Annotated in this window: 21 protein-coding genes, 1 tRNA gene and 1 pseudogene; 14 read left to right on the forward strand and 9 right to left on the reverse strand. The window is 70.6% G+C overall.

Annotated features, from left to right (window positions below):
- Positions 1–155: 155 nt before the first annotated feature.
- From fabG to GAS53_RS41000, 5 genes are all read left to right on the forward strand, one after another.
- Positions 156–917: a 3-oxoacyl-ACP reductase FabG gene (fabG, locus tag GAS53_RS40980; protein WP_151482848.1), complete on the forward strand. Its 762-nt coding sequence runs from the start codon at positions 156–158 to the stop codon at positions 915–917.
- A 17-nt stretch (positions 918–934) separates the two neighbouring features.
- A complete protein-coding gene (locus GAS53_RS40985; RefSeq protein WP_151482849.1) occupies positions 935–1,690 on the forward strand; it encodes an SDR family oxidoreductase in 756 nt (251 codons plus the stop codon).
- Positions 1,691–1,926: 236 nt separating this feature from the next.
- Positions 1,927–3,507, forward strand: a complete 1,581-nt coding sequence (locus tag GAS53_RS40990) for an ABC transporter substrate-binding protein (RefSeq protein ID WP_151482850.1) — start codon at positions 1,927–1,929, stop codon at positions 3,505–3,507.
- A gap of 131 nt (positions 3,508–3,638) precedes the next feature.
- Complete coding sequence (locus tag GAS53_RS40995; RefSeq protein ID WP_151482851.1) at positions 3,639–4,322, forward strand: uracil-DNA glycosylase; 684 nt, start codon at positions 3,639–3,641, stop codon at positions 4,320–4,322.
- A 350-nt stretch (positions 4,323–4,672) separates the two neighbouring features.
- On the forward strand, positions 4,673–5,236 hold the full coding sequence (locus tag GAS53_RS41000; RefSeq protein ID WP_151482852.1) for a hypothetical protein: 564 nt from the start codon (positions 4,673–4,675) through the stop codon (positions 5,234–5,236).
- Positions 5,237–5,327: 91 nt separating this feature from the next.
- On the opposite strand, the gene GAS53_RS41005 is transcribed toward GAS53_RS41000, so the two are convergent.
- Together GAS53_RS41005 and GAS53_RS41010 are read right to left on the reverse strand one after the other, a co-directional pair.
- Positions 5,328–5,795 (reverse strand): hypothetical protein, encoded by a 468-nt coding sequence (locus GAS53_RS41005; RefSeq protein ID WP_151482853.1) that lies wholly within the window; start codon positions 5,793–5,795, stop codon positions 5,328–5,330.
- 87 nt (positions 5,796–5,882) lie between these two features.
- On the reverse strand, positions 5,883–6,395 hold the full coding sequence (locus GAS53_RS41010; protein WP_151482854.1) for a DinB family protein: 513 nt from the start codon (positions 6,393–6,395) through the stop codon (positions 5,883–5,885).
- Between the two features lie 45 nt (positions 6,396–6,440).
- Between GAS53_RS41010 and GAS53_RS41015 the strand changes: the two are divergent.
- Positions 6,441–6,782: pseudogene (locus GAS53_RS41015) on the forward strand (hypothetical protein); the annotation flags it as partial.
- A 27-nt stretch (positions 6,783–6,809) separates the two neighbouring features.
- Positions 6,810–7,715 carry a Gfo/Idh/MocA family protein gene (locus GAS53_RS41020; RefSeq protein WP_151482883.1) on the forward strand — a complete coding sequence of 302 codons (906 nt, stop codon included), beginning with the start codon at positions 6,810–6,812 and terminating at the stop codon, positions 7,713–7,715.
- Here the strand turns inward: GAS53_RS41020 and lnt are convergent.
- The 3 genes from lnt to GAS53_RS41035 all read right to left on the reverse strand — a co-directional run bounded on the left by lnt (position 7,639) and on the right by GAS53_RS41035 (position 10,675).
- The gene (gene lnt, locus GAS53_RS41025; RefSeq protein ID WP_151482855.1) at positions 7,639–9,225 is read right to left on the reverse strand and encodes an apolipoprotein N-acyltransferase; all 1,587 of its coding nucleotides are present in this window, start codon (positions 9,223–9,225) and stop codon (positions 7,639–7,641) included. The two genes, GAS53_RS41020 and lnt, sit on opposite strands and share 77 nt — an antisense overlap.
- Positions 9,226–9,438: 213 nt before the next feature.
- Positions 9,439–9,924, reverse strand: coding sequence for a nuclear transport factor 2 family protein (locus GAS53_RS41030; protein WP_151482856.1), 486 nt, complete (start codon positions 9,922–9,924; stop codon positions 9,439–9,441).
- A 109-nt stretch (positions 9,925–10,033) separates the two neighbouring features.
- Positions 10,034–10,675: a class I SAM-dependent methyltransferase gene (locus tag GAS53_RS41035; RefSeq protein WP_151482857.1), complete on the reverse strand. Its 642-nt coding sequence runs from the start codon at positions 10,673–10,675 to the stop codon at positions 10,034–10,036.
- A gap of 75 nt (positions 10,676–10,750) precedes the next feature.
- Here GAS53_RS41035 and GAS53_RS41040 point away from each other — a divergent pair, with 75 nt between their 5' ends.
- Positions 10,751–11,722 carry an NAD(P)-dependent alcohol dehydrogenase gene (locus GAS53_RS41040; RefSeq protein ID WP_192583495.1) on the forward strand — a complete coding sequence of 324 codons (972 nt, stop codon included), beginning with the start codon at positions 10,751–10,753 and terminating at the stop codon, positions 11,720–11,722.
- Between the two features lie 365 nt (positions 11,723–12,087).
- Here the strand turns inward: GAS53_RS41040 and GAS53_RS41045 are convergent, their stop codons facing one another.
- Complete coding sequence (locus tag GAS53_RS41045) at positions 12,088–12,267, reverse strand: hypothetical protein (protein WP_151482858.1); 180 nt, start codon at positions 12,265–12,267, stop codon at positions 12,088–12,090.
- Between the two features lie 127 nt (positions 12,268–12,394).
- The gene (locus tag GAS53_RS41050) at positions 12,395–12,670 is read right to left on the reverse strand and encodes a winged helix-turn-helix transcriptional regulator (RefSeq protein ID WP_151482885.1); all 276 of its coding nucleotides are present in this window, start codon (positions 12,668–12,670) and stop codon (positions 12,395–12,397) included.
- Positions 12,671–12,848: 178 nt separating this feature from the next.
- Here GAS53_RS41050 and GAS53_RS41055 point away from each other — a divergent pair, with 178 nt between their 5' ends.
- Positions 12,849–13,409: a carboxymuconolactone decarboxylase family protein gene (locus GAS53_RS41055; protein ID WP_151482859.1), complete on the forward strand. Its 561-nt coding sequence runs from the start codon at positions 12,849–12,851 to the stop codon at positions 13,407–13,409.
- 105 nt (positions 13,410–13,514) lie between these two features.
- Positions 13,515–13,574, forward strand: a tRNA-OTHER gene (locus GAS53_RS41060).
- Positions 13,575–13,727: 153 nt separating this feature from the next.
- Here GAS53_RS41060 and GAS53_RS41065 read toward each other — a convergent pair.
- Positions 13,728–14,603, reverse strand: coding sequence for an undecaprenyl-diphosphate phosphatase (locus GAS53_RS41065; RefSeq protein WP_151482860.1), 876 nt, complete (start codon positions 14,601–14,603; stop codon positions 13,728–13,730).
- Between the two features lie 308 nt (positions 14,604–14,911).
- On the opposite strand from GAS53_RS41065, the gene GAS53_RS41070 reads away from it, so the two are divergent.
- From GAS53_RS41070 to GAS53_RS41080, 3 genes are read left to right on the forward strand one after another with little or no spacing between them, the layout of a single operon-like run.
- Positions 14,912–16,150, forward strand: coding sequence for a Gfo/Idh/MocA family protein (locus GAS53_RS41070; RefSeq protein ID WP_151482861.1), 1,239 nt, complete (start codon positions 14,912–14,914; stop codon positions 16,148–16,150).
- Entirely contained in the window at positions 16,147–17,085 is a 939-nt protein-coding gene (locus GAS53_RS41075) for a DUF6807 domain-containing protein (protein ID WP_151482862.1), read from the forward strand. Before GAS53_RS41070 ends, GAS53_RS41075 begins: the two co-directional genes overlap by 4 nt.
- Entirely contained in the window at positions 17,082–17,801 is a 720-nt protein-coding gene (locus tag GAS53_RS41080) for a cupin domain-containing protein (RefSeq protein ID WP_151482863.1), read from the forward strand. Before GAS53_RS41075 ends, GAS53_RS41080 begins: the two co-directional genes overlap by 4 nt.
- Before the next feature lie 12 nt (positions 17,802–17,813).
- Here GAS53_RS41080 and GAS53_RS41085 read toward each other — a convergent pair whose 3' ends face one another.
- Complete coding sequence (locus GAS53_RS41085) at positions 17,814–18,290, reverse strand: winged helix-turn-helix transcriptional regulator (protein WP_151482864.1); 477 nt, start codon at positions 18,288–18,290, stop codon at positions 17,814–17,816.
- 104 nt (positions 18,291–18,394) lie between these two features.
- Between GAS53_RS41085 and GAS53_RS41090 the strand changes: the two genes are divergently transcribed.
- Complete coding sequence (locus GAS53_RS41090; protein WP_151482865.1) at positions 18,395–19,564, forward strand: thiolase family protein; 1,170 nt, start codon at positions 18,395–18,397, stop codon at positions 19,562–19,564.
- Positions 19,565–19,620: the final 56 nt, after the last annotated feature.

Genomic DNA, 19,620 nt, shown 5'->3' on the forward strand with positions numbered 1-19,620 from the left:
CATGCCGTTGACACTGGGTGCCAAGGCTTCTAGCGTCACGTCTGCTGAAGGTACTAAGCGGTTGCTCACCAAAGGTGCGTGCCGTGCGAGCCGCAGGCTTTCCAGGCTTCCGCAAGGTTGTCGAACAGGCTTTCCAAGGGCGAGGAGAACCAGCAATGTCCACCACTGAGCAGCGCGTCGCCGTAGTCACCGGTGCCGCGCGCGGTATCGGCGCCGCGACCGCCGTACGACTGGCCGCCGAGGGCCGCGCCGTCGCGGTGATCGATCTCGACGAGGCCGCGTGCAAGGACACCGTGGAGAAGATCACCGCCGCCGGCGGCAAGGCGATCGTGGTGGGCTGCGACGTCTCCGACGAGGCGCAGGTCGAGGCCGCCGTGGCGCGGATCGCCGAGGAGCTCGGGGCGCCGACGATCCTGGTGAACAACGCCGGCGTGCTCCGCGACAACCTGCTGTTCAAGATGAGCGTGTCCGACTGGGACACGGTCATGAACGTGCACCTGCGCGGTTCCTTCCTGATGACGCGCGCCGTCCAGAAGTACATGGTGGACGCCAAGTTCGGCCGGATCGTCAGCCTCTCCTCGTCCTCGGCGCTCGGCAACCGCGGTCAGGTCAACTACTCCGCGGCCAAGGCCGGTCTGCAGGGCTTCACCAAGACGCTCGCCTTCGAGCTCGGCAAGTTCGGCGTCACCGCGAACGCCGTCGCGCCCGGCTTCATCGTCACCGACATGACCGCCGCCACCGCCGAGCGGGTCGGCATGGGCTTCGAGGAGTTCCAGGCCGCGGCCGCCACCCAGATTCCGGTCCAGCGCGTCGGCAACCCGGACGACATCTCCAACGCGATCGCGTTCTTCACGGGCGACGCCGCCGGATTCGTCTCCGGCCAGGTGCTGTACGTGGCCGGCGGACCGCTCAACTAGGGCCGGGGGACAGGGACATGACTGTGGAACTCTCGGGCAAGGTCGCCCTCGTCACCGGCGCGAGCCGCGGCATCGGCTACGGCGTCGCCGAGGCGCTGCTCGCCCGCGGCGACCGGGTGTGCATCACCGGCCGCAACGAGGACGCGCTCAAGGAGGCCGTCGAGAAGCTCGGCGCCGACCGAGTCATCGGCGTCGCGGGCAAGGCCCACGACGAGGCCCACCAGGCCATCGCCGTCGAGCGCACCATGGAGGCGTTCGGCCGCGTCGACTTCCTGGTCAACAACGCCGGTACGAACCCGGTGTTCGGCCCGATCGCCGAGCTCGACCTGGGCGTGGCGCGCAAGGTGTTCGAGACCAACGTCGTCTCGGCGCTCGGCTTCGCGCAGCAGACGTGGCGGGCCTGGCAGAGCGAGAACGGCGGGGCGATCGTCAACATCTCCTCCGTCGCCGGCGTCTCGGCCTCGCCCTTCATCGGCGCGTACGGCATCAGCAAGGCCGCCATGATCAACCTGACGCTCCAGCTGGCGCACGAGTTCGCACCCAAGGTGCGGGTCAACTCCATCGCGCCCGCCGTCGTCAAGACGCAGTTCGCCAAGGCCCTGTACGAGGGCCGGGAGGCGGAGGCGGCCGCGGCCTATCCGCTCGGCCGGCTCGGGATGCCGTCGGACATCGGGGGCGCCGCCGCGTTCCTCACCTCGGAACAGTCGGACTGGATCACCGGGCAGACCCTCGTGGTCGACGGCGGGATCTTCCTCAACGCCGGGGTCGGCTGACGGCGGCGGGGTCCCCCGCTCGAGCTAAGCCGAGAGCGGGGGAAGGCGCCCGGGCGGTCTGGCCGAAACCGCGCGGGCGCCCCCCCGGTGAGGGGCCTGAAAAGGAAGGACACCGTTTCGACACCGTACGGACATACTCGCTGATCAAGAGCCCTGCCAGGGTGGAGGCCCAACCGGCCGGGCGCTGCGGTATCGTCTGGCCACCCTTGTGGTATGGCCGATCGAGGAGCGTGCGCGTGTTCAAGCGGGACAGATACCTGCGTCAGCTGGGGGCGTTCACGTCCATATCCCTGGTCGCCGGATGCGGTCTCTTCTCCTCGGACTCCTCCGACGAAGGGCGGCCGATCGTGGTGGGGACGACCAGTGCGCCGAGCACGCTGGATCCAGCGGCCTCCTGGGACAGCTCGTGGGAGCTGTTCCGCAACGTCCACCAGACCCTGCTGAACTTCCCCGCCGGCGCCTCCGAGCCCGAGCCCGACGCCGCCGAGAGCTGCCAGTTCACCGACAGCTCGAGCACGGTGTACAGCTGCAAGCTGCGCGAGGGCCTGAAGTTCTCCGACGGACACAAGCTGGACGCCAAGGCCGTCAAGCACTCCATCGACCGGATCAAGAAGATCAACGTCAACGGCGGCCCCGCCGGCCTGCTCACCAGCCTCGACCGGGTCGAGGTGAAGAACGACCTCGAGGTCGTCTTCCACTTGGGCCAGCCCGACGCGACGTTCCCCTTCGTGCTGTCCACGCCCGCCATGGCGATCGTGGATCCTGAGGAGTACCCCGCGGACAAGCTCCGCGAGGACGGCAAGATCACCGGCGCGGGGCCGTACAGCCTGGAGTCCTACGAGGAGGGCAAGCAGGCCAAGCTCGTCAAGAACGGCAACTACAAGGGCATCGCGGACCTCAAGAACAGCGCCGTCACCATCCGCTACTTCCCGGGGTCGTCCGAGGTGGTCGACGCCCTCAAGGACAAGCAGATCGACGTCGTCTACCGCGGTCTCGGCGCCTCGGACATCGTGGACATCCAGGCCAACAACAAGAAGGAGGGGCTCCAGCTCATCGAGAACCCCACCACCGAGATCAGTTACCTGGTGTTCAACCCCAAGGACCCGTGGGCCAAGAAGCCCGCGGTCCGCAAGGCGATCGCCCAGGTCATCGACAGGCCGGCGCTCGCCCACAACATCTACAAGGACACCGTCGAGCCGCTGTACTCCATGATCCCCAAGGGTCTGGTCGGCCACACCACGGGCTTCTTCGACAGTTTCGGGGAACCCAGCACCGCCAAGGCCAAGCAGATGCTCCAGGAGGACGGCATCACCGAGCGCGTCCCGCTCCAGCTCTGGTACACGACCGACCGCTACGGCTCCCAGACCAAGCCGGCCTTCGAGGAGCTGAAGCGGCAGCTCGAGGCGACCGACCTGTTCACCGTCACGCTCAAGAGCCGCCCCTGGAAGAACTACGTGGAGGGGTACCAGAAGGGCGAGTACCCGGTGTTCGGGCGCGGCTGGTTCCCCGACTTCCCCGACGCTGACAACTTCATCGCCCCCTTCGTGGGCAAGCAGAACGCGCTCGGCACCCCGTACGACGCACCGAAGATCACCGACGAGCTGATCCCCGAGTCGCGCCAGGAGAGCGACCGCGGGGCCGTGGCCGCGGAGTTCAAGGAGGCCCAGCAGATCCTCCTGGACGACGCCCGGCTGCTGCCGCTCTGGCAGGGCAAGCAGCACGTGGCCGCGAACGAGGAGATCGGCGGTGCCGAGTCGGCCATCGACCCGGCGACGATGATGGTGATGTCGGAGCTGTACTGGAAGACCAGCTGGTAGCCCTGGCCTCGGGCCCGACTGTCAGTGGGCGCCTGTAGGTTCTGTGCTCTGACGGTGGCCGCGCCTTGCGCGGCCACCCATGGCCGCACGCTCCGCGGCCGTGAAGTGAGCGCACACCGGAGGAAGTTCACGTGACCGACACCGCCATGCTGCCCGAGTCCTGGCGCGGCGTCCTGGGCGACGAACTGCAGAAGCCCTACTTCAAGGAGCTCACCGAGTTCGTCGAGGAGGAGCGCGCGAAGGGTCCCGTCTACCCGCCGCGCGAGGAGGTCTTCGCCGCGCTCGACGCGACGCCGTACGAGCGTGTGAAGGTGCTCGTCCTCGGCCAGGACCCGTACCACGGCGAGGGTCAGGGCCATGGCCTGTGCTTCTCGGTCCGCCCCGGCGTGAAGACCCCGCCCTCGCTGCGCAACATCTACAAGGAGATGCGGGAGGAGCTCGGCCACCCGGTGCCGGACAACGGCTATCTGATGCCGTGGGCCGAGCAGGGCGTCCTGCTGCTCAACGCGGTGCTGACGGTCCGCGGCGGCGAGGCCAACTCGCACAAGGGCAAGGGCTGGGAGAAGTTCACGGACGCGGTGATCCGGGCCGTGGCCGGCCGGCCCGACCCGGCCGTTTTCGTCCTGTGGGGCAACTACGCCCAGAAGAAGCTCCCGCTCATCGACGAGGAGCGGCACATCGTGGTGAAGGGTGCGCACCCCTCGCCGCTGTCCGCGAAGAAGTTCTTCGGCTCGCGTCCCTTCACGCAGATCAACGAGGCGGTCGCCAAGCAGGGCCACGCCCCGATCGACTGGCGGATCCCCGACCTGGGCTGACACGCTGCCCGCAGGGCCGGTCCGGCCGCGCGCCGGAGCCGGCCCGTTGGCCACTGGCCCGTCCGGCCACGGTCGGCCCGTCGGCCACCGGTTCGTCGGGCACCGGCCCTGGCCCGTCGGTCACCGGTCCGTCGGACACTGGCCTGGCCCGTGGGGCACCGGCCCGTCCGTCACCGGCCTGGCTCGTCGGTCACCTGCCCCTCCCCCTCCGTCACCGGCCTGGCCCAGCGGCGTACGGGGTCTGCGGGGCCGCCTGAGCTCGATTGTCAGTGCCTGCCGTTAGCGTCGGGAGAGGTGGCAACGGCCGGTGCGGGTGTGGCGGCCGGCGGACGAGCGTGGAGGACGGCCCGGTGGCGGAGCAGCAGGAGCAGGCGGCGGCGGACGCGATGATGACCAGGATCGGGCAGGTCGCCATGCTCCTCCACGGCGGTGACCGTGAGGAGGCCAGAAGCCGCTTCCTGGACCTGTGGGCGGAGATCGGTGAGGAGGGCGACGCGCTGCACCGCTGCACGCTCGCGCACTACATGGCCGACGCGCAGGACGACCCCTCGGACGAACTCGCCTGGGACCTTCGGGCCCTGTCGGCGGCCGACGAGCTCACGGACGCGCGACTCGCGGAGCACCACCAGTCCCTCGCGGTTCGGGCCTTCTACCCCTCCCTGCATCTGAACCTCGCCGCCGACTATGTGAAGCTCGGCCGCTCCGAGGCCGCCCGCAGCCATCTGCGCCGGGCCCGCGACACCGTGGGCGTCCTCGGCGACGACGCCTACGGGGACGGGATCCGGGCGGGCATCGGGCGCCTGGAGCTGAGGCTGGACGAGGAGGGCCCGTCGGGCGGGGCACCCGAGCCGACGCCGGGGCAGGGGAGAGGGCCGGGAGGAGAAACACTGGGGCCGCCGCGGCAGCGGCCCTAGGCGTCCGTCCGGGGACGTTGGCGACGGGGGCACGGACAACACCGCCGGGGACGGGCCGTGCTGATACGTCAGAGCTCGCGGCCCGCGGTGGTCAACGCCCGTACACCTCCTGGCAGATGGCCGCCTCCGGGCTGTCCGCCTTCCACCCGCCGTATGCCCGGCCCAAGGAGCACACGTCCGTGTCCACCGGAGCTGTGGGCACGGGCAGCCGCGGTACGGCATGGTGCTCGGGCCGCTGGGGCTTCGGGCGCCGGGGCGGATCGGCGGGGGGCCGGCGCGGGGGGTCCGCCGGGGCCGCGGCGGGGGTCGAAGCCGGCGTACGGCGGGGCGTGGCCGCGGGGGCCGAGGGGCGCCGGGACGGGCCGATGAGCTCCAGGGCCTCACGGGCGGGAGCCTGCACGACCGGGGTCTCGGCTCTGCCGTCCGGGCGCGGCTCCGGGGCCGGGGAGGGCGCGGACGGTACGCCCGGCGAGGGTGGTCGCTGGACGGTCACACAGCCCGAGACAGCCGAGACGGCCACGGTGACCAGGAGCGTTGCGGTGGTCGCGGTTCGATGCACCCGCTCAACTCTGCTGTGTCCGCCCCCATTTGGGGAGCTGACAAGCGGAGGATGCCCCGCATGGGTGAACGTCCGGGCGGCGTGCCCTCAGTCGCCGGTGGCCCCGTCGATCCGCTCGCGGATCAGGTCTGCGTGACCGTTGTGGCGCGCGTACTCCTCCACCATGTGGGTGTAGATCCAGCGCAGGTTGAAGGGCTTGCCGGTGAATCTGCTCCTGCCTTCGGACAGGTCGTCGAGGGCGAAGCGTGCCGCGTTCTCCCGGGCGATCCCGATCTCCCGCTGCCAGGTGGCGTACGCCTCCTCCCAGGTGTCCTCCTCGGTGAGGTGGAACTCGCCGTCCCGGTCCTCGTCGCTGTAGTAGATCGGCCCGGGGTCGTCGTCCGCCAGGACCTTGCGGAACCAGCTGCGTTCCACCTCCGCCATGTGCCGGACCAGACCGAGCAGGGAGAGCTCGGAGGGCGGCACCGCGGCGGTTCTGAGCTGGGCGTCGTCCAGGCCCTCGCACTTCCACGCGAGGGTCTCGCGGTGGTAGTCGAGCCAGCCCTCCAGCATGGCTCGTTCACCGGCGTCGGTCGCGGGTTCGCTGCGCTCAGTCGTCATGCCCGCATCATCGCCGAGAGGAGACGGGTCCTCACCGGGTTTTGCGCCGGAGGCCGGGCACCCGACGACGAACGGGCCGAACTCTTATGGCTCTTCGGCGACTGGCACGACCCGATCCCGGCCGTCATCGCCGCCCCGCACAGGTCCGACCTGGTGGCCTACACGGCGGCACGCAAGCCCCGTACGACCGCCATCGCCCGCAAGGCCGTCGGAGTCGCCCGCGTCGACATGGTGCGGAACCGTCCCGGGACGGCCCTGCGCAATGCCACGGTCGCCGTGGTGTCCAAAGCCGGACCCGCCCTCTTCCTGCGGAGTTTCGACGGAATCGCCGACTGGCGGCCGCCGCAGTCGCCGTATGCTTCCGACGAGACGCGCGTAGGCCCTTGACCCCTCGGACTCGTGGAGGAGACCCCTGTGAAGGTCGGCTGCATCGGACTCGGCGACATCGCGCTGAAGGCGTATCTGCCGGTGCTGGCCACCCGGCCGGGGGTCGAACTGCATGTGCACACGCGGACGCCCGCCACGCTGACGCGGGTGGCGGACAGCTTCCACCTCCCGGCCGGGCAGCGTCACACGGACCTCTCCGAGCTGCTCGCGCAGGACCTCGACGCGGCGTTCGTGCACGCGCCCACGCACGCGCACCCCGAGATCGTGACCCGGCTGCTGGAGGCGGGCGTGGCCACGTATGTCGACAAGCCGATCGCGTACGAACTCGCCGACACCGAACGGCTGGTGCGGCTCGCGGAGGAGCGGGACACCAGCCTGGCCGTCGGCTTCAACCGGCGCTACGCGCCCGGGTACGCGCAGTGCGCGGACCATCCGCGCGAGCTGATCCTGATGCAGAAGAACCGCGTCGGCCTGCCGGAGCAACCCCGCACGATGATCCTCGACGACTTCATCCATGTCGTGGACACGCTGCGGTTCCTGGTGCCGGGGCCGGTCGACGACGTGACCGTGCGGGCGCGCGTGGAGGACGGACTGCTCCACCATGTCGTGCTGCAGCTGGCCGGGGAGGGGTTCACCGCGCTCGGGGTGATGAACCGGCTGAGCGGTTCGAACGAGGAGATCCTCGAGGTGTCGGGACAGGACACGAAGCGTCAGGTCGTCAATCTCGCCGAGGTCATCGACCACAAGGGGCAGCCGACGATACGACGCCGCGGCGACTGGGTGCCGGTGGCCCGGCAGCGCGGTATCGAGCAGGCCGTGCTCGCCTTCCTCGATGCCGTGCGCGCGGCCAAGGTGCTCAGTGCCCGGGATGCGCTGGCGACCCATGAGCTGTGCGAGCGGGTGGTACGTGCGGTGACGGAGCGCTCCGCCTGAGCCGCAGCGACCGTACGCCCTCGGTGGCGCCCAGGGCGGCCAGGATCAGCAGGGCCGCGTACACCGGCCACTCGCCGAACCGCGCGTACGGGGTGACACCGTGTGCCAGCGGCACGTCGTACACCGCGGACGTCCTCGCGTCGGTGCCGAGCCAGGAGCCGACGCGCTCACCGCTCGGGCCGTAGACCGCGGAGACGCCGGTGAGCGTCGCGTGCACCATCGGCCGGCCCGTCTCGGCGGCTCGCAGCGCCGCCAGCGACGCGTGCTGCTCGGGCGCCCAGCTCTGCTGGAACGTCGACGTCGAGGACTGCGCCAGCAGGACATCGGCGCCGTCCCGTGCCAGACGGCGGCTCATGTCGGGGAACGCCGACTCGAAGCAGACCATCGGGCCCACCCGCAGCCCGTTCCCGACGTTCATCACCACCTGCTCGGTGCCGCGCATGCGGTCCTCGCCCGCCGCCTTGCCCACCGAGGTGGCCCAGCCGAGGACGGAACGGGCCGGAACGTACTCGCCGAACGGCACGAGCCGCATCTTGTCGTAGCGGTCGCCGGTCCGGCCCTGCGGACCCACCAGGACCGAGCTCTTGTATATGCCGGGCCGGTCGGAGCGGCGTGCGTCCACGTTGACCAGGATGTCGGCGCCGACCTCGCGGGAGAGCGCGGCGATCCGGCCCGCGAGATCGGGCCGTCCGGCGAGGTCGAAGCCGACGCTGCTCTCGCCCCACACGACGAGGTCCACGTCCTGCCCGGCCAGCTGCCGGGTGAGCGCCTCCTCGCTCGCGAACCGCTTCTCCGCCTTGCCGACGCCGTCGATCACGCCGGGCTGTACGACGGCGATCCGTACCTGGTCGTCGACGTCCGGGCGCGGCGACCAGACCCACGCCGCCGAGGTGGCCGCGGCCGTCGCGACCAGTCCGGCGACCGCGTGGATACGGGACTGCCGTACCGCGACGAGGACGGCGACCGCGACGTTCACCGCGACGATCAGGAAGCTGAGCAGCCACACCCCGCCCACCGAGGCCAGCCGCAGCGCGGGCTCCACGTCCCACTGGCTCGACCCGAGCAGACCCCAGGGCCCGCCCAACCCCTCCCAGGAGCGCACGAGTTCGACCATCAGCCAGCCCGAGGGCAGCACGAAGAGGGCCGCCACGATCCGGCCGGGCGAGGGCACTCCGGCCAGGAACCGGCGGGTCAGCCAGCCCCACGGAGCCCAGAGCGCGCCCAGCAGCGCCGCTAGGACCAGCGTGAAGACATGCAGACTCGGCAGCAGCCAGTGATGCACGGCCAGCATGAAGCCGAGCCCGCCCAGCCAGCCGTCGTACGCCGCCCGCCGGCCCGTCGGAGCCGACCGCGCGAGGAGGATCCACGGCACCAGCGCGACAAACGCGAACCACCACAGGGACGGCGCGGGGAAGCTCAGCATCGGCAGCGCCCCGGCGAGTGCGGCCGCGGCACCGCGCCACCAGCGCGAGCCGAGACGTCGGCGCCAGTCAGCGGCGGACAGCTTCATGCAGCGCCTCCCTCGACCCCCGGACGCCCGGTGCGTGCCTCCAGTGTGCGCGCACCGGGACGATCTCCGTAAGGGGGCACCGGCTCAGGCGGGCAGGCCCTCGTGCGGGGCGCCCGCTCGAGTGGGAATGCTCGCGGACGGGTGCCCGCTCGGACGCTCGCGGACGGGTGCCCGCTCGGACGGGAGTTGCTCGCGGAGGGGGCATCCGGCGGCTCAGTGGGCGGCGGGCTCCTGCCGTGTCTGAGCGGCCCGGCGCCACTTCTCATGGACGACCACTTCGCGCAGCCGCCAGCCGTTGTACGTACGCAGCAGCCCGAAGTCGTAGCGGCCGCCGCACACGAGGTCCGGCTCGGTGGATCCGCCGTCGTGTCCCGCGAACCGCATCGGATTGACAAAGTCGGCCTGGACCCGGGCCGTGTCGCCCGTGTCCTGCTCCAGCAGCCCGAACCGCACCAGCCGGTTGACGATCAGATGCTGTCGCATCGGGAACATCTCCATGGTCTGGGCGAGCCACCCGGCGATCTCCTCGGCGTTCCCCTCGATACCGCCCGCCGACCGGTAGTCGGCCCGCCCGTCCGGCGTGAACAGCCCTCGGTAGGCCTCCCAGTCCCCGTCGTCGACGGCCACCGCGTACTCGGTGATCAGTCCGTCGACCGCGAGCTTGTCCATCACGGCCGCCAGTTCCACACGCTGCGTCATCGGCTCAGTGTTGGCCACGGGGAGGATCGCGCCAAGGGGTTTACCGGGATATTCACTGGCCGTGCGCCGTATGGACGAACGGAACCTGCCCCCATGCGCTTCCGGTTACTCAGCCGGCGTTGGCGGTCGGTTCAGCGATGCCGACGATGAAGTTGCCCAGCGAACGGACGTCGGCCGACCACCCAAGCCCGGCAAGATCGCCGGTGAGCGTCGCAGGGTCGTGGAAGGCCTTCACGATGCGGTACCGGCTGCCGTCGTCGAGCCGGCGCACCGTCGCGGCGACGTCCTCGCGCGCGGCCTCGGCGGGGCCTTCGTCGATGAAGACCGCTTTGCCGTTCGGTGCGAGTGCGGCAGCGACGGTGTTCCAGAAGTCGGCCATCCGGGACGGCGGGACATGAGAGAGCCAGAAGGCGAAGAACACGGTGTCGTAGCGCCGCTGCGGCTGCCACGTGAACACGTCGGCCTGGAGGAACCGGACCTTGGGAGACGCGGCCCGCTCACGGGCGATGCCCAGCACTTCGGGCGCCGAGTCGACAGCGGTCACCGAGCGGGCCCGCCCGGCCAGCACCTGGGTCCACTGACCCGTCCCGCAGGCCAGCTCCAGCACGTCCCCCACGATCGGCAGCTCGTCGGCCGCGGCCAGCAGCCCTCGCAGGTCCTCGCGCTCGGCATAGACCCGGTCGTACTCGCCCGCACGGGCCCGGTAGTAGGCGATCTGCTCTGCCAGGAGATCATCGACATCACTGTCCATGGCCCCGACCGTAACCGTCCTGCCGCCTCGTGGGACAGCGCTGTCGTCGCCCGGCATCGCGGCTAGGGTTCGCCCATGAAAGCAGCAGTGCACAGCCGGTACGGGCCGCCCGACGTGGTCCGCGTCGCCGAGGTGGACAAACCCTCGATCGAGGACCAGGACGTTCTGGTGAAGGTGCACGCGACGACGGTCAACCGGACGGACTGTGCCTACCGGGCGGCCAGGCCCTTCTTCATGCGCGCATTGACCGGCCTCGCCCGCCCGCGGCGTGCCGTGCTCGGCACCGAGTACGCGGGAGTGGTGGAAGCGGTCGGCAGCGGCGTCACGTCCTTCGCGGTCGGCGACCGGGTGTTCGGGTACAACGAGGGCGCGTTCGGAAGCCATGCCGAGTACCTGTCGGTTCCTCAGGGCGGTGCCATCGCGACCATGCCGACGGGCGTGACCTTCGAGGAGGCCGCTCCCGGTACCGAGGGCGCGCACTACGCGCTGGCGTTCATCAGGAAGGCGGGCATCCGGGCCGGGCAGGACGTCCTCGTCCACGGCGCGACCGGCGCCATCGGCTCGGCGGCGGTGCAGCTTCTGAAACATCGCGGGGCCACCGTGACCGCCGTGTGTGACACGGCGCACCTGGAGCTGCTGAAGGGCCTGGGCGCGGACCGGGTCGTCGACCGCACGGCCCAGGACTTCACCAGGGACGAGCAAAGCTACGACGCGGTGTTCGACGCGGTCGGCAAGAGCACGTTCGGCCGGTGCAGGCGGCTGTTGAAACCCGGCGGGGTGTATCTGTCCTCGGAACTGGGTCCCTGGTGCCAGAACCTGCTCCTGCCGCTCGTCACGCCCCTGTTCCGCGGCAGGAAGGTGAAGTTCCCCTTTCCGGTGCAGGACCAGGAGATGGTGCGGTACTTCCGGGACCTGATCGAGACGGGAGAGTTCAGGCCGGTCATCGACCGGCGCTACCCGTTGGAGCAGATCGTCGACGCCTACCGGTATGTCGAGACCGGACGGAAGACCGGCAACGTCGTCATCACCGTCGTCCCGCCGAACTGACCTCAGCGGCAAGCCGTGCGATGGGGCGACCCGGCCGTATCGGCCGTCGCGACCCGGGCCCTCCGGAGAGGCGGCGGCGCCGTACGCGGCCGGGTGGATTGTGGGGGTGGAGCATGCGACGCCGCCGGCCGCGGCGGTGCGGGAGCAGGTGCGGGCGGGGGACTCGACCGGGAGCGGTCCGGAGCCGGACTAGGACCAGGGCTCAGGCAGGGATCGTCATTCTGCGGACCGGGCCGAGCGTTCGGGGCCGGACAGGGCGCCGAGGCTCTCCAACCGGCCGCCGCGGGGCGCCCATCGCCGCCCCGCGCCACCGGGCGCAGGGGCCGAGGCAAGGCCCCGTACCGGAGCGCACAGTGCCCCAGGGTTCACGCCGCCTCGATGACCTCGTCGCGTACCGCCGCGGCCCACTCCACGACCAGCAGCTCGTACTCGGCCCTCTCCTGGGCCGACAAGGAGCCGCCCGCGCGTATCCATAACGCGCGGATCTGCTCATTCAGCACGGCAGCAGACCGCGCGGAACCAGGGGTCACGGAATTGGGGGACATGCGCACCAGGGTAGGGCCAAGGACTGACGGTCCGCTACCGGATGACTACCCATGCCGTATGTGGTTGGTCACGCCATAAACGTTTAGGGCCTGTTGAGTTGGATAACGGCGTGGTCGGCTGCGCGCCTCAGCGCTGTTCGGCCCAGGTGCGCGACCAGTCCAGCAGCGGGCCCATGGCTGTCACGAGGTCCTCGCCGAGGGGAGTGAGGCGCCAGGTCGTGTCGTCCGTCGGGGTCGCGATGCCTGCCTCGCGGAGTTCGCTGAGGCGGGCGGACAGGACGCTGGAGGACATGGCGTCGCAGCGGCGCTGGAGATCGCGGAAACCGATCGGCGTGCCACTCCAATGCAGTTCCCAGATCACGCGGAGCGTCCAGCGGCGGCCAAGGAGGTCGAGCGCGGCCATCACGGGACGGCCGGTGGCCGAACCGCGCACGGGGCGGCCGGGACGGGGTGCCGTGCCCAAGGTGCCTCCCCTCCGCGCCGGTTGCCGCGCCTTGCCTCACTTAACCGACAACTTTCCGTCCGTTCCTTTGCGTTCCCACCCTTGCGCTTCGATTTTAGAAGCGCAAGGGTGGGGAGGCATGAAGCAGCGCATCGACGGCGTCACGCCGCCCTACGATCCCGAAACCGACCGCGCGTTACGCCGCTGGATGCCGCCCGGCGTCACCCGCGAACCCCTGATGCTCTTCAAGGTCCTGCAACGCCACCCCGACCTCGCCTCCCGCATGCGAGCCCTCGGCGCGGGCCTGCTCGTCCACGGCCTGCTCTCCGACGCCGATCGCGAGTTGGTCATCGCCCGGGTCGCGGCCCGCTGCGGCTGCGCGTACGAATGGGGCGTCCACATGGCCACGTACGCCGAGGCCGCCGGCCTGAGCGCCGAGCAGATCCCCCTGACCGCGACCGGTGCCCCGGCCGATCCGGCCTGGAGTCCGCGCCAGACGGCCCTCCTCCGGGCCGTCGACGAACTCCACGACAGGGCCCGGCTGACCGACGAGGCCTGGGCCGCCCTCCGCGCCCACCTCGACGAACCCGAGGCGCTGGAGTTCCTGGTCCTGGCGGGCTGGTATCGCACCATCGCGTACGTGGCCAACGGGCTGCGGATCGAGCGGGAGCCGTGGGCGAAGGCGTTCCCGGAGGGGTGACCCGGCGGGCCGGCAGATCGTCCGCCGGCGAGCCGTCGTAGGACCGCTGCGTTTTATTCAGGTGCCCCCAAGACCCCGCCCCGCTACGGTGGTTCACGTCCAGGTGCGAAGGCAGCGGCTACTTCTCCTCTCAAGAGAGAGACGCGGGTTCGAATCCCGTCGCCGGCTCAGGCCGGTGTCGTCCAGCGGCCCAGGACACTTACGTCGCCGCCGCCGAGTCCGAACTCTGGACACCGAGCACGGGCCGCCCGCCACGGGGGAATCAGGCGGGCGGCTTCGTCATGTACAGGGCTTTTCAACTGGGGAGGCGGGCTACCGTCAGCCCGCCGACTCCGCCGCGTGCGGGCTCAGCGCGCCCATGCTGACCAGGACGATGATGAGGATGCCGAGCAGGATGCGGTAGTAGACGAAGGGCATGAAGCTCTTGGTCGTAATGAACTTCATGAACCATGCGATTACTACGTAACCCACCACAAAGGCGATGATGGTCGCGAAGATCGTGGGGCCCCACGTGACGTGACCGCCCTCGCTCGCGTCCTTCAGCTCGAAGAGCCCCGAGGCGAGCACCGCCGGGATGGCGAGCAGGAACGAGTAGCGGGCCGCGGCCTCGCGGGTGTAGCCCATGAGGAGGCCGCCGCTGATGGTGGCGCCGGAGCGGGAGACGCCCGGGATGAGTGCCATCGCCTGGCAGACGCCGTAGATCAGACCGTCCCTGACGCTCAGCTCCTGGAGCGTCTTGCGCTCCTTGATCGCCCGGTGCTTCCCGCCCGTCTCGTCGCGCGCCGCGAGCCGGTCCGCGACACCCAGGATGATGCCCATCACGATCAGCGTGGTCGCGGTGATGCGCAGATCGCGGAACGGGCCCTCGATCTGGTCCTTGAGCGTGACTCCCAGCACACCGATCGGAATCGAGCCGATGATCACGAGCCAGCCCATCTGCGCGTCGTGGTCGCTCCGCATCGCCTTGTTCGTGAGCGAGCGGAACCACGCCGAGATGATCCGCACGATGTCCTTGCGGAAGTAGATCAGCACCGCCGTCTCCGTGCCGATCTGGGTGATCGCCGTGAAGGCGGCTCCCGGGTCCTCCCAGCCCGCGAACGCCGCGGTCAACCGCAGGTGCGCGCTGGAGGAGATGGGCAGGAACTCGGTCAGCCCCTGGACGAGTCCGAGGATGAGGGATTCAAACCAAGACATGAAGTTACGTGATCCAAGTGCTGATGGCGGGAGGGGAGCGAATGGCCGGACGGACGTGCCGTGTTGTCGTTTGCGGTGATCAGGCGCGCCCGGGGCAGCGTAGCGCCCCGTGGGAAGCGTGCGACGCCTGGGCCTCCACAGCGGAGACCCCGCGACGGTGACCAGGGTGTTGACCCGCCGCGATGCCGCCGCTTACGTTTCCGCGAGGAGTGAAAGCGCTTGCTGTCGGGAAGGCCACTTGTGGTCACCGCGATGGGCAGGCGTCTGCCAGATCCGCTGTCACGTCCGATGGAGTGCTGATCACGTCCATGCGTACCCCCCGCGACGCCACCACCAGTAAGACGACCGAGCACGAGAACATCGAGCACGAGAGCCGGCAGCACGAGAGCACCGAACATGAGAGGCGGCTCGCGGCACCGCTCGCCGGCCGCCGCATCAAGGCCGCCGTCATCGGTACCGGAGCCATCGCCTCCGGCAGCCATCTGCCCGCGCTCGCCGCACTCGCCGCGGAGGGCGAGGTGGAGATCGTCGCCGCGGTCGACATCGACGCCGACGCGGTGAAGCGCTTCTGCGCGGACGGCGGTGTCCCGCACGGATACACCGATCTCGACCGGATGCTGGCCGAACAGCGCCCGGACCTCGTCTCCATCTGCACCCCCCCGACCCTGCACCGCGAGCAGACGGTCGCCGCGCTGCGCGCCGGCGCCTGGGTGTGGTGCGAGAAGCCGCCGGTGCCGACGCTCGCCGACTTCGACGCGGTCGAGGCGGAGGAGGGCACCGACGGCGGTCCGTATGCCTCCATCGTCTTCCAGCACCGCTTCGGCTCGGGCGCCCGGCACGTACGGCGCCTGATCGCCGACGGGGCCATGGGCCGGCCTCTCGTGGCGCACTGCCAGACCACCTGGTACCGCAACGCCGCCTACTACGCCGTGCCCTGGCGCGGTAAGTGGGAGACCGAGGGCGGCGGGCCCGCCATGGGACACGGCATCCACCAGATGGACCTTCTGCTCGACCTGCTCGGACCGTGGAGCGAGGTGCGGGCCATGGCCGGACGGCTGGTGCACGAAGTGCAGACGGAGGACGTCTCGACGGCCCTCGTACGCTTCGAGAGCGGAGCGCTCGCGACCATCGTCAACAGCGTGCTCAGCCCGGACGAGGTCAGCCGGATCCGCATCGACTGCGAGCGTGCGACGGTCGAGCTCACCCATCTCTACGGGCACAGCAACGACAACTGGCGTATCACCCCCGTGCCGGACGCGGCGGCCGAGGACGTGGCGGCCTGGCAGGCCTTCGGCGTGGACGTGCCGAGTTCGCACCTGGCCCAGCTGCGTGACCTGGTCGCCAGCATGCGCGCGGGCGAGCGGCCGCGCAGCAGCGGCGCCGACGGGCGCACGAGTCTGGAGCTGATCACCGCGCTCTACAAGTCGGCGTTCACGGACACGACCGTCCGCGCCGGCGAGATCGGCCCCGGAGACCCCTACTACATCGCCCTGCATGGTGGCGCGCCCGGCTGGGCACCCGCGACGTACGAGGAGGCATCGGCATGACCGCACCGGACGGCCTGCGCATCGTCCACGCCCACGGCGACCGCATCACGATCACCGAACCGACCACGGGCGTCGACCTGTTGAGCTACGTCTACGGTCCCGAGGCCGCCTGGGAGGCCCCGAAGCCGTATCTGCATCCGCTCAGGACGCTGGCGGGCAACGTTGTCACGGACTACCGGCCCAACGACCACCGCTGGCACAAGGGCCTGCAGATGACCGCCTCGCATCTGTCGGGGTCGAACCTGTGGGGCGGCAACACATACGTTCACGGAAAGGGATATCTCGAACTCCCAGAGCGCGTCGGGTCGATGGCGCACGTCACCTTCGACCAGGTCGACACCGTCGGCGGTGACGGCGCGGTCATCGCCGAGCGGCTCACCTGGCATCCGTACGACGGCTCGCTGTGGGCCGAGGAGGAGCGCCGCGTCGAGGTGCACGACGTGGACGCGGCGTCCGGATCCTGGGCGCTGACCTGGACGACCGCCGTCACGAACCGCCGCGACGAACCCCTGCGCTTCGGCAGTCCCACGACGGCCGGGCGGGAGATGGCGGGGTACACGGGCCTGTTCTGGCGCGGCCCGCGCGCCTTCCGGGACGGGCGCATCATCGGCCCCGATGGCGAAGGGCCGGACGTGATGGGGCAGCAGGCGCCCTGGCTCGCGTACTCCGGGGAGCACGACGTCACCGACGGGTTCGCGACGCTCGTCTTCGCGCACGCCCCGGAGAACGACCACACGGGCGAGAGCGGCGCGCACCCGGCCCACTGGTTCGTCCGCAACGAGCCCTTCGCGGCCGTCGCCCCCTCCTTCGCCTTCTTCGACGAGCTGGAGCTCGCGCCCGGCGAGACCCTCACCCGGCGCTACCGCGTCGTCGTCGCAGACGGTGCCTGGGAGCGCGAGGAGATCGCCAAGTACCTGGCGGAGCACCCGTGGTGAGCGCGGCCGAGGGCTTCGCCGGACTCCCCGGAGGCGTCGCCGTCTCGCATCTCTCGGTCTACGACTGGCCCGCCGCGGACGGGGCGTGCGGCGGAACTCCCCATCTGCACCTGACCTGTTCGGAGGCGTACGTCGTCACCGACGGCCGGGGCGCGGTGCAGACCCTGACGACCTCCGGGTACGAGGTCACGCCGCTCGCGCCCGGCACGGTGGCCTGGTTCACGCCCGGCACGATCCACCGGCTCGTCAACGAGGACGATCTGCGCATCACCGTGCTCATGCAGAACAGCGGGCTTCCGGAGGCGGGGGACGCGGTGCTCACGCTGCCGCCGAAGTACCTGACCGATCCGGAGACGTACGCCGCCGCGACCGTCATTCCGGCGGACGCGCCCGAGGAGGAGAAGGAACGGATCGCCCGCGTCCGGCGTGACCTCGCGCTGGAGGGCTACCAGGCGCTGCGCGAGGCGGACGGGCCCGAGCCGCTCGCCGCGTTCCACCGGGCCGCCGCCGAGCTCGTACGCCCCCGGCTCGCCGAGTGGCGTGAGCGGTGGCGGCGGGGTGCCGAGGCGGCGGCCGCGGCGACCGGGGAGCAGCTCGACCGGCTGGAGCGGGGTGACGTGTCCCACCTGGCCGACGCCGCCGTGCGGGCCGAACAGCCGTCGGCGTACGGGAAGTTCGGGATGTGCGGGCGGCTCGACGTGTACCGGGGGACGTAAGCCGCTTCTGGCTCATGCCACCGCGGGTCCCGTCACCGTCCACCCCGGGACCTGCGGGTGGGCCGTCAGGTCGTCGTGCCGGACCTTCTCGCCGCACTCCGCGCAGGTGACGACGGGGACCAGTTCGTGGCCGCCCGTGTGTCCGGGGCCGCCGACGTGTTCGAGCACCATGGGGCGATCGCCGTCGTTGAGATGGCGGTCGCCCCACGCCATGAGCGTGAGGAGCACCGGCTCCAGCTCCAGACCGGCCCGGCTGGGCCGGTACTCGAAGCGCCGCGGCTTCTCGCTGTAGGCGACCTTCTCCAGTACGCCCGCGTCGACCAGCCGCTTCAGGCGGGTCGTGAGCACGTCGCGCGGGGCGCCGATGTTGCGGACCAGCTGGTCGAAGCGCGTGGCGCCCATAGTTACCTCGCGCAGGACCAGCAGGGAGTACTTCTCGCCGACGAGAGCGAGCGTGTCGGCGATCGAGCAGGGGCGGGCGTCCTTCATGCGACCCAGTCTAGGGGGTGGGTTGGTTCTTCCAACCCACTGGGCTACTGTGGAGTCACTTAGCGAGTTTGGAAAACAAACCCATGACTCCGAGGGGCCAGACCATGCGTGACGCAGTCATCGTCGAAGCCGTACGCACCCCGATTGGCAAGGGCAAGCCGAACGGTGCGCTCGCCCACGTCCATCCCGTGGAACTCCTCGCCCACACGCTCCGTACCCTCGTCGAGCGCTCCGGCGTCGATCCCGCGCTGATCGACGACGTGATCGGCGGCACCGTCGACCAGGTCGGCGAGCAGGCCATGAACACCACCCGCTACGCCGTCCTCTCGGCGGGCTTCCCCGAGTCGGTGCCCGCGACGACGGTGGACCGCCAGTGCGGCTCCTCCCAGCAGGCCGTGCACTTCGCGGCGCAGGGCGTCATCTCGGGGGCGTACGACCTGGTCGTGGCCTGTGGGGTGGAGTCCATGAGCCGCGTACCGATGTGGTCGAACGTGCCGGCGGGCAAGGACCCCTTCGGGCCGGGAGTCGCCGAGCGGTATCCCGAGGGGCTGATTCCGCAGGGCATCAGCGCCGAGCTCATCGCGGCCAAGTGGTCGATCTCGCGCGAGGAGATGGACGCCTTCGCGGTGGAGTCGCACCGGAAGGCCGCCGCGGCATGGGAGAACGGGCTGTTCGCCGACGAGGTGGCGCCGCTGGACGGCGTGACGCGCGACGAGTGCGTCCGGCCCGGCAGCAGCACGGAGGTCCTCGCCGGGCTCAAGCCCTCCTACTACGACCCGGACTTCGCCGAGCGCTTCCCGCAGATCGACTGGAACGTGACCGCGGGCAACGCCAGCCCCATCAACGACGGCGCGTCCGCCGTGCTCATCACGTCGAGCGAGACCGCGGCCCGCCTCGGCCTGCGGCCGCTGGCCCGGCTGCACAGCTTCGCCGTCACCGGATCCGACCCGCTGCTCATGCTCACCGGCGTCATTCCCGCCACCGAGAAGGTGCTCCGCAAGGCCTCACTGAACCTCGACGACATCGACCTCTTCGAGGTCAACGAGGCCTTCTCCAGCGTCGTCCTCGCCTGGCGGCAGGAGACCGGCGCCGACCTCTCCAAGGTCAACGTCCACGGCGGTGCGATCGCCATCGGGCACCCGCTCGGCGCGAGCGGCACGCGGCTGACGACCACGCTGGTCCACGCGATGCGGATGCGCGGGGCCCGGTACGCGCTGCAGACGATGTGCGAGGCGGGCGGCCTGGCCAACGCGATGGTGCTGGAAGGGCTGTAGGCCGAGGTTGGGATGTGGTGTGGACCGGGGGAGGCGGCGGGCGCCACCCCGGTTGA

It is taken from the genome of Streptomyces albicerus, from assembly GCF_008905045.1.
In the GTDB taxonomy this organism is placed as follows: Bacteria; Actinomycetota; Actinomycetes; order Streptomycetales; family Streptomycetaceae; genus Streptomyces; species Streptomyces albicerus.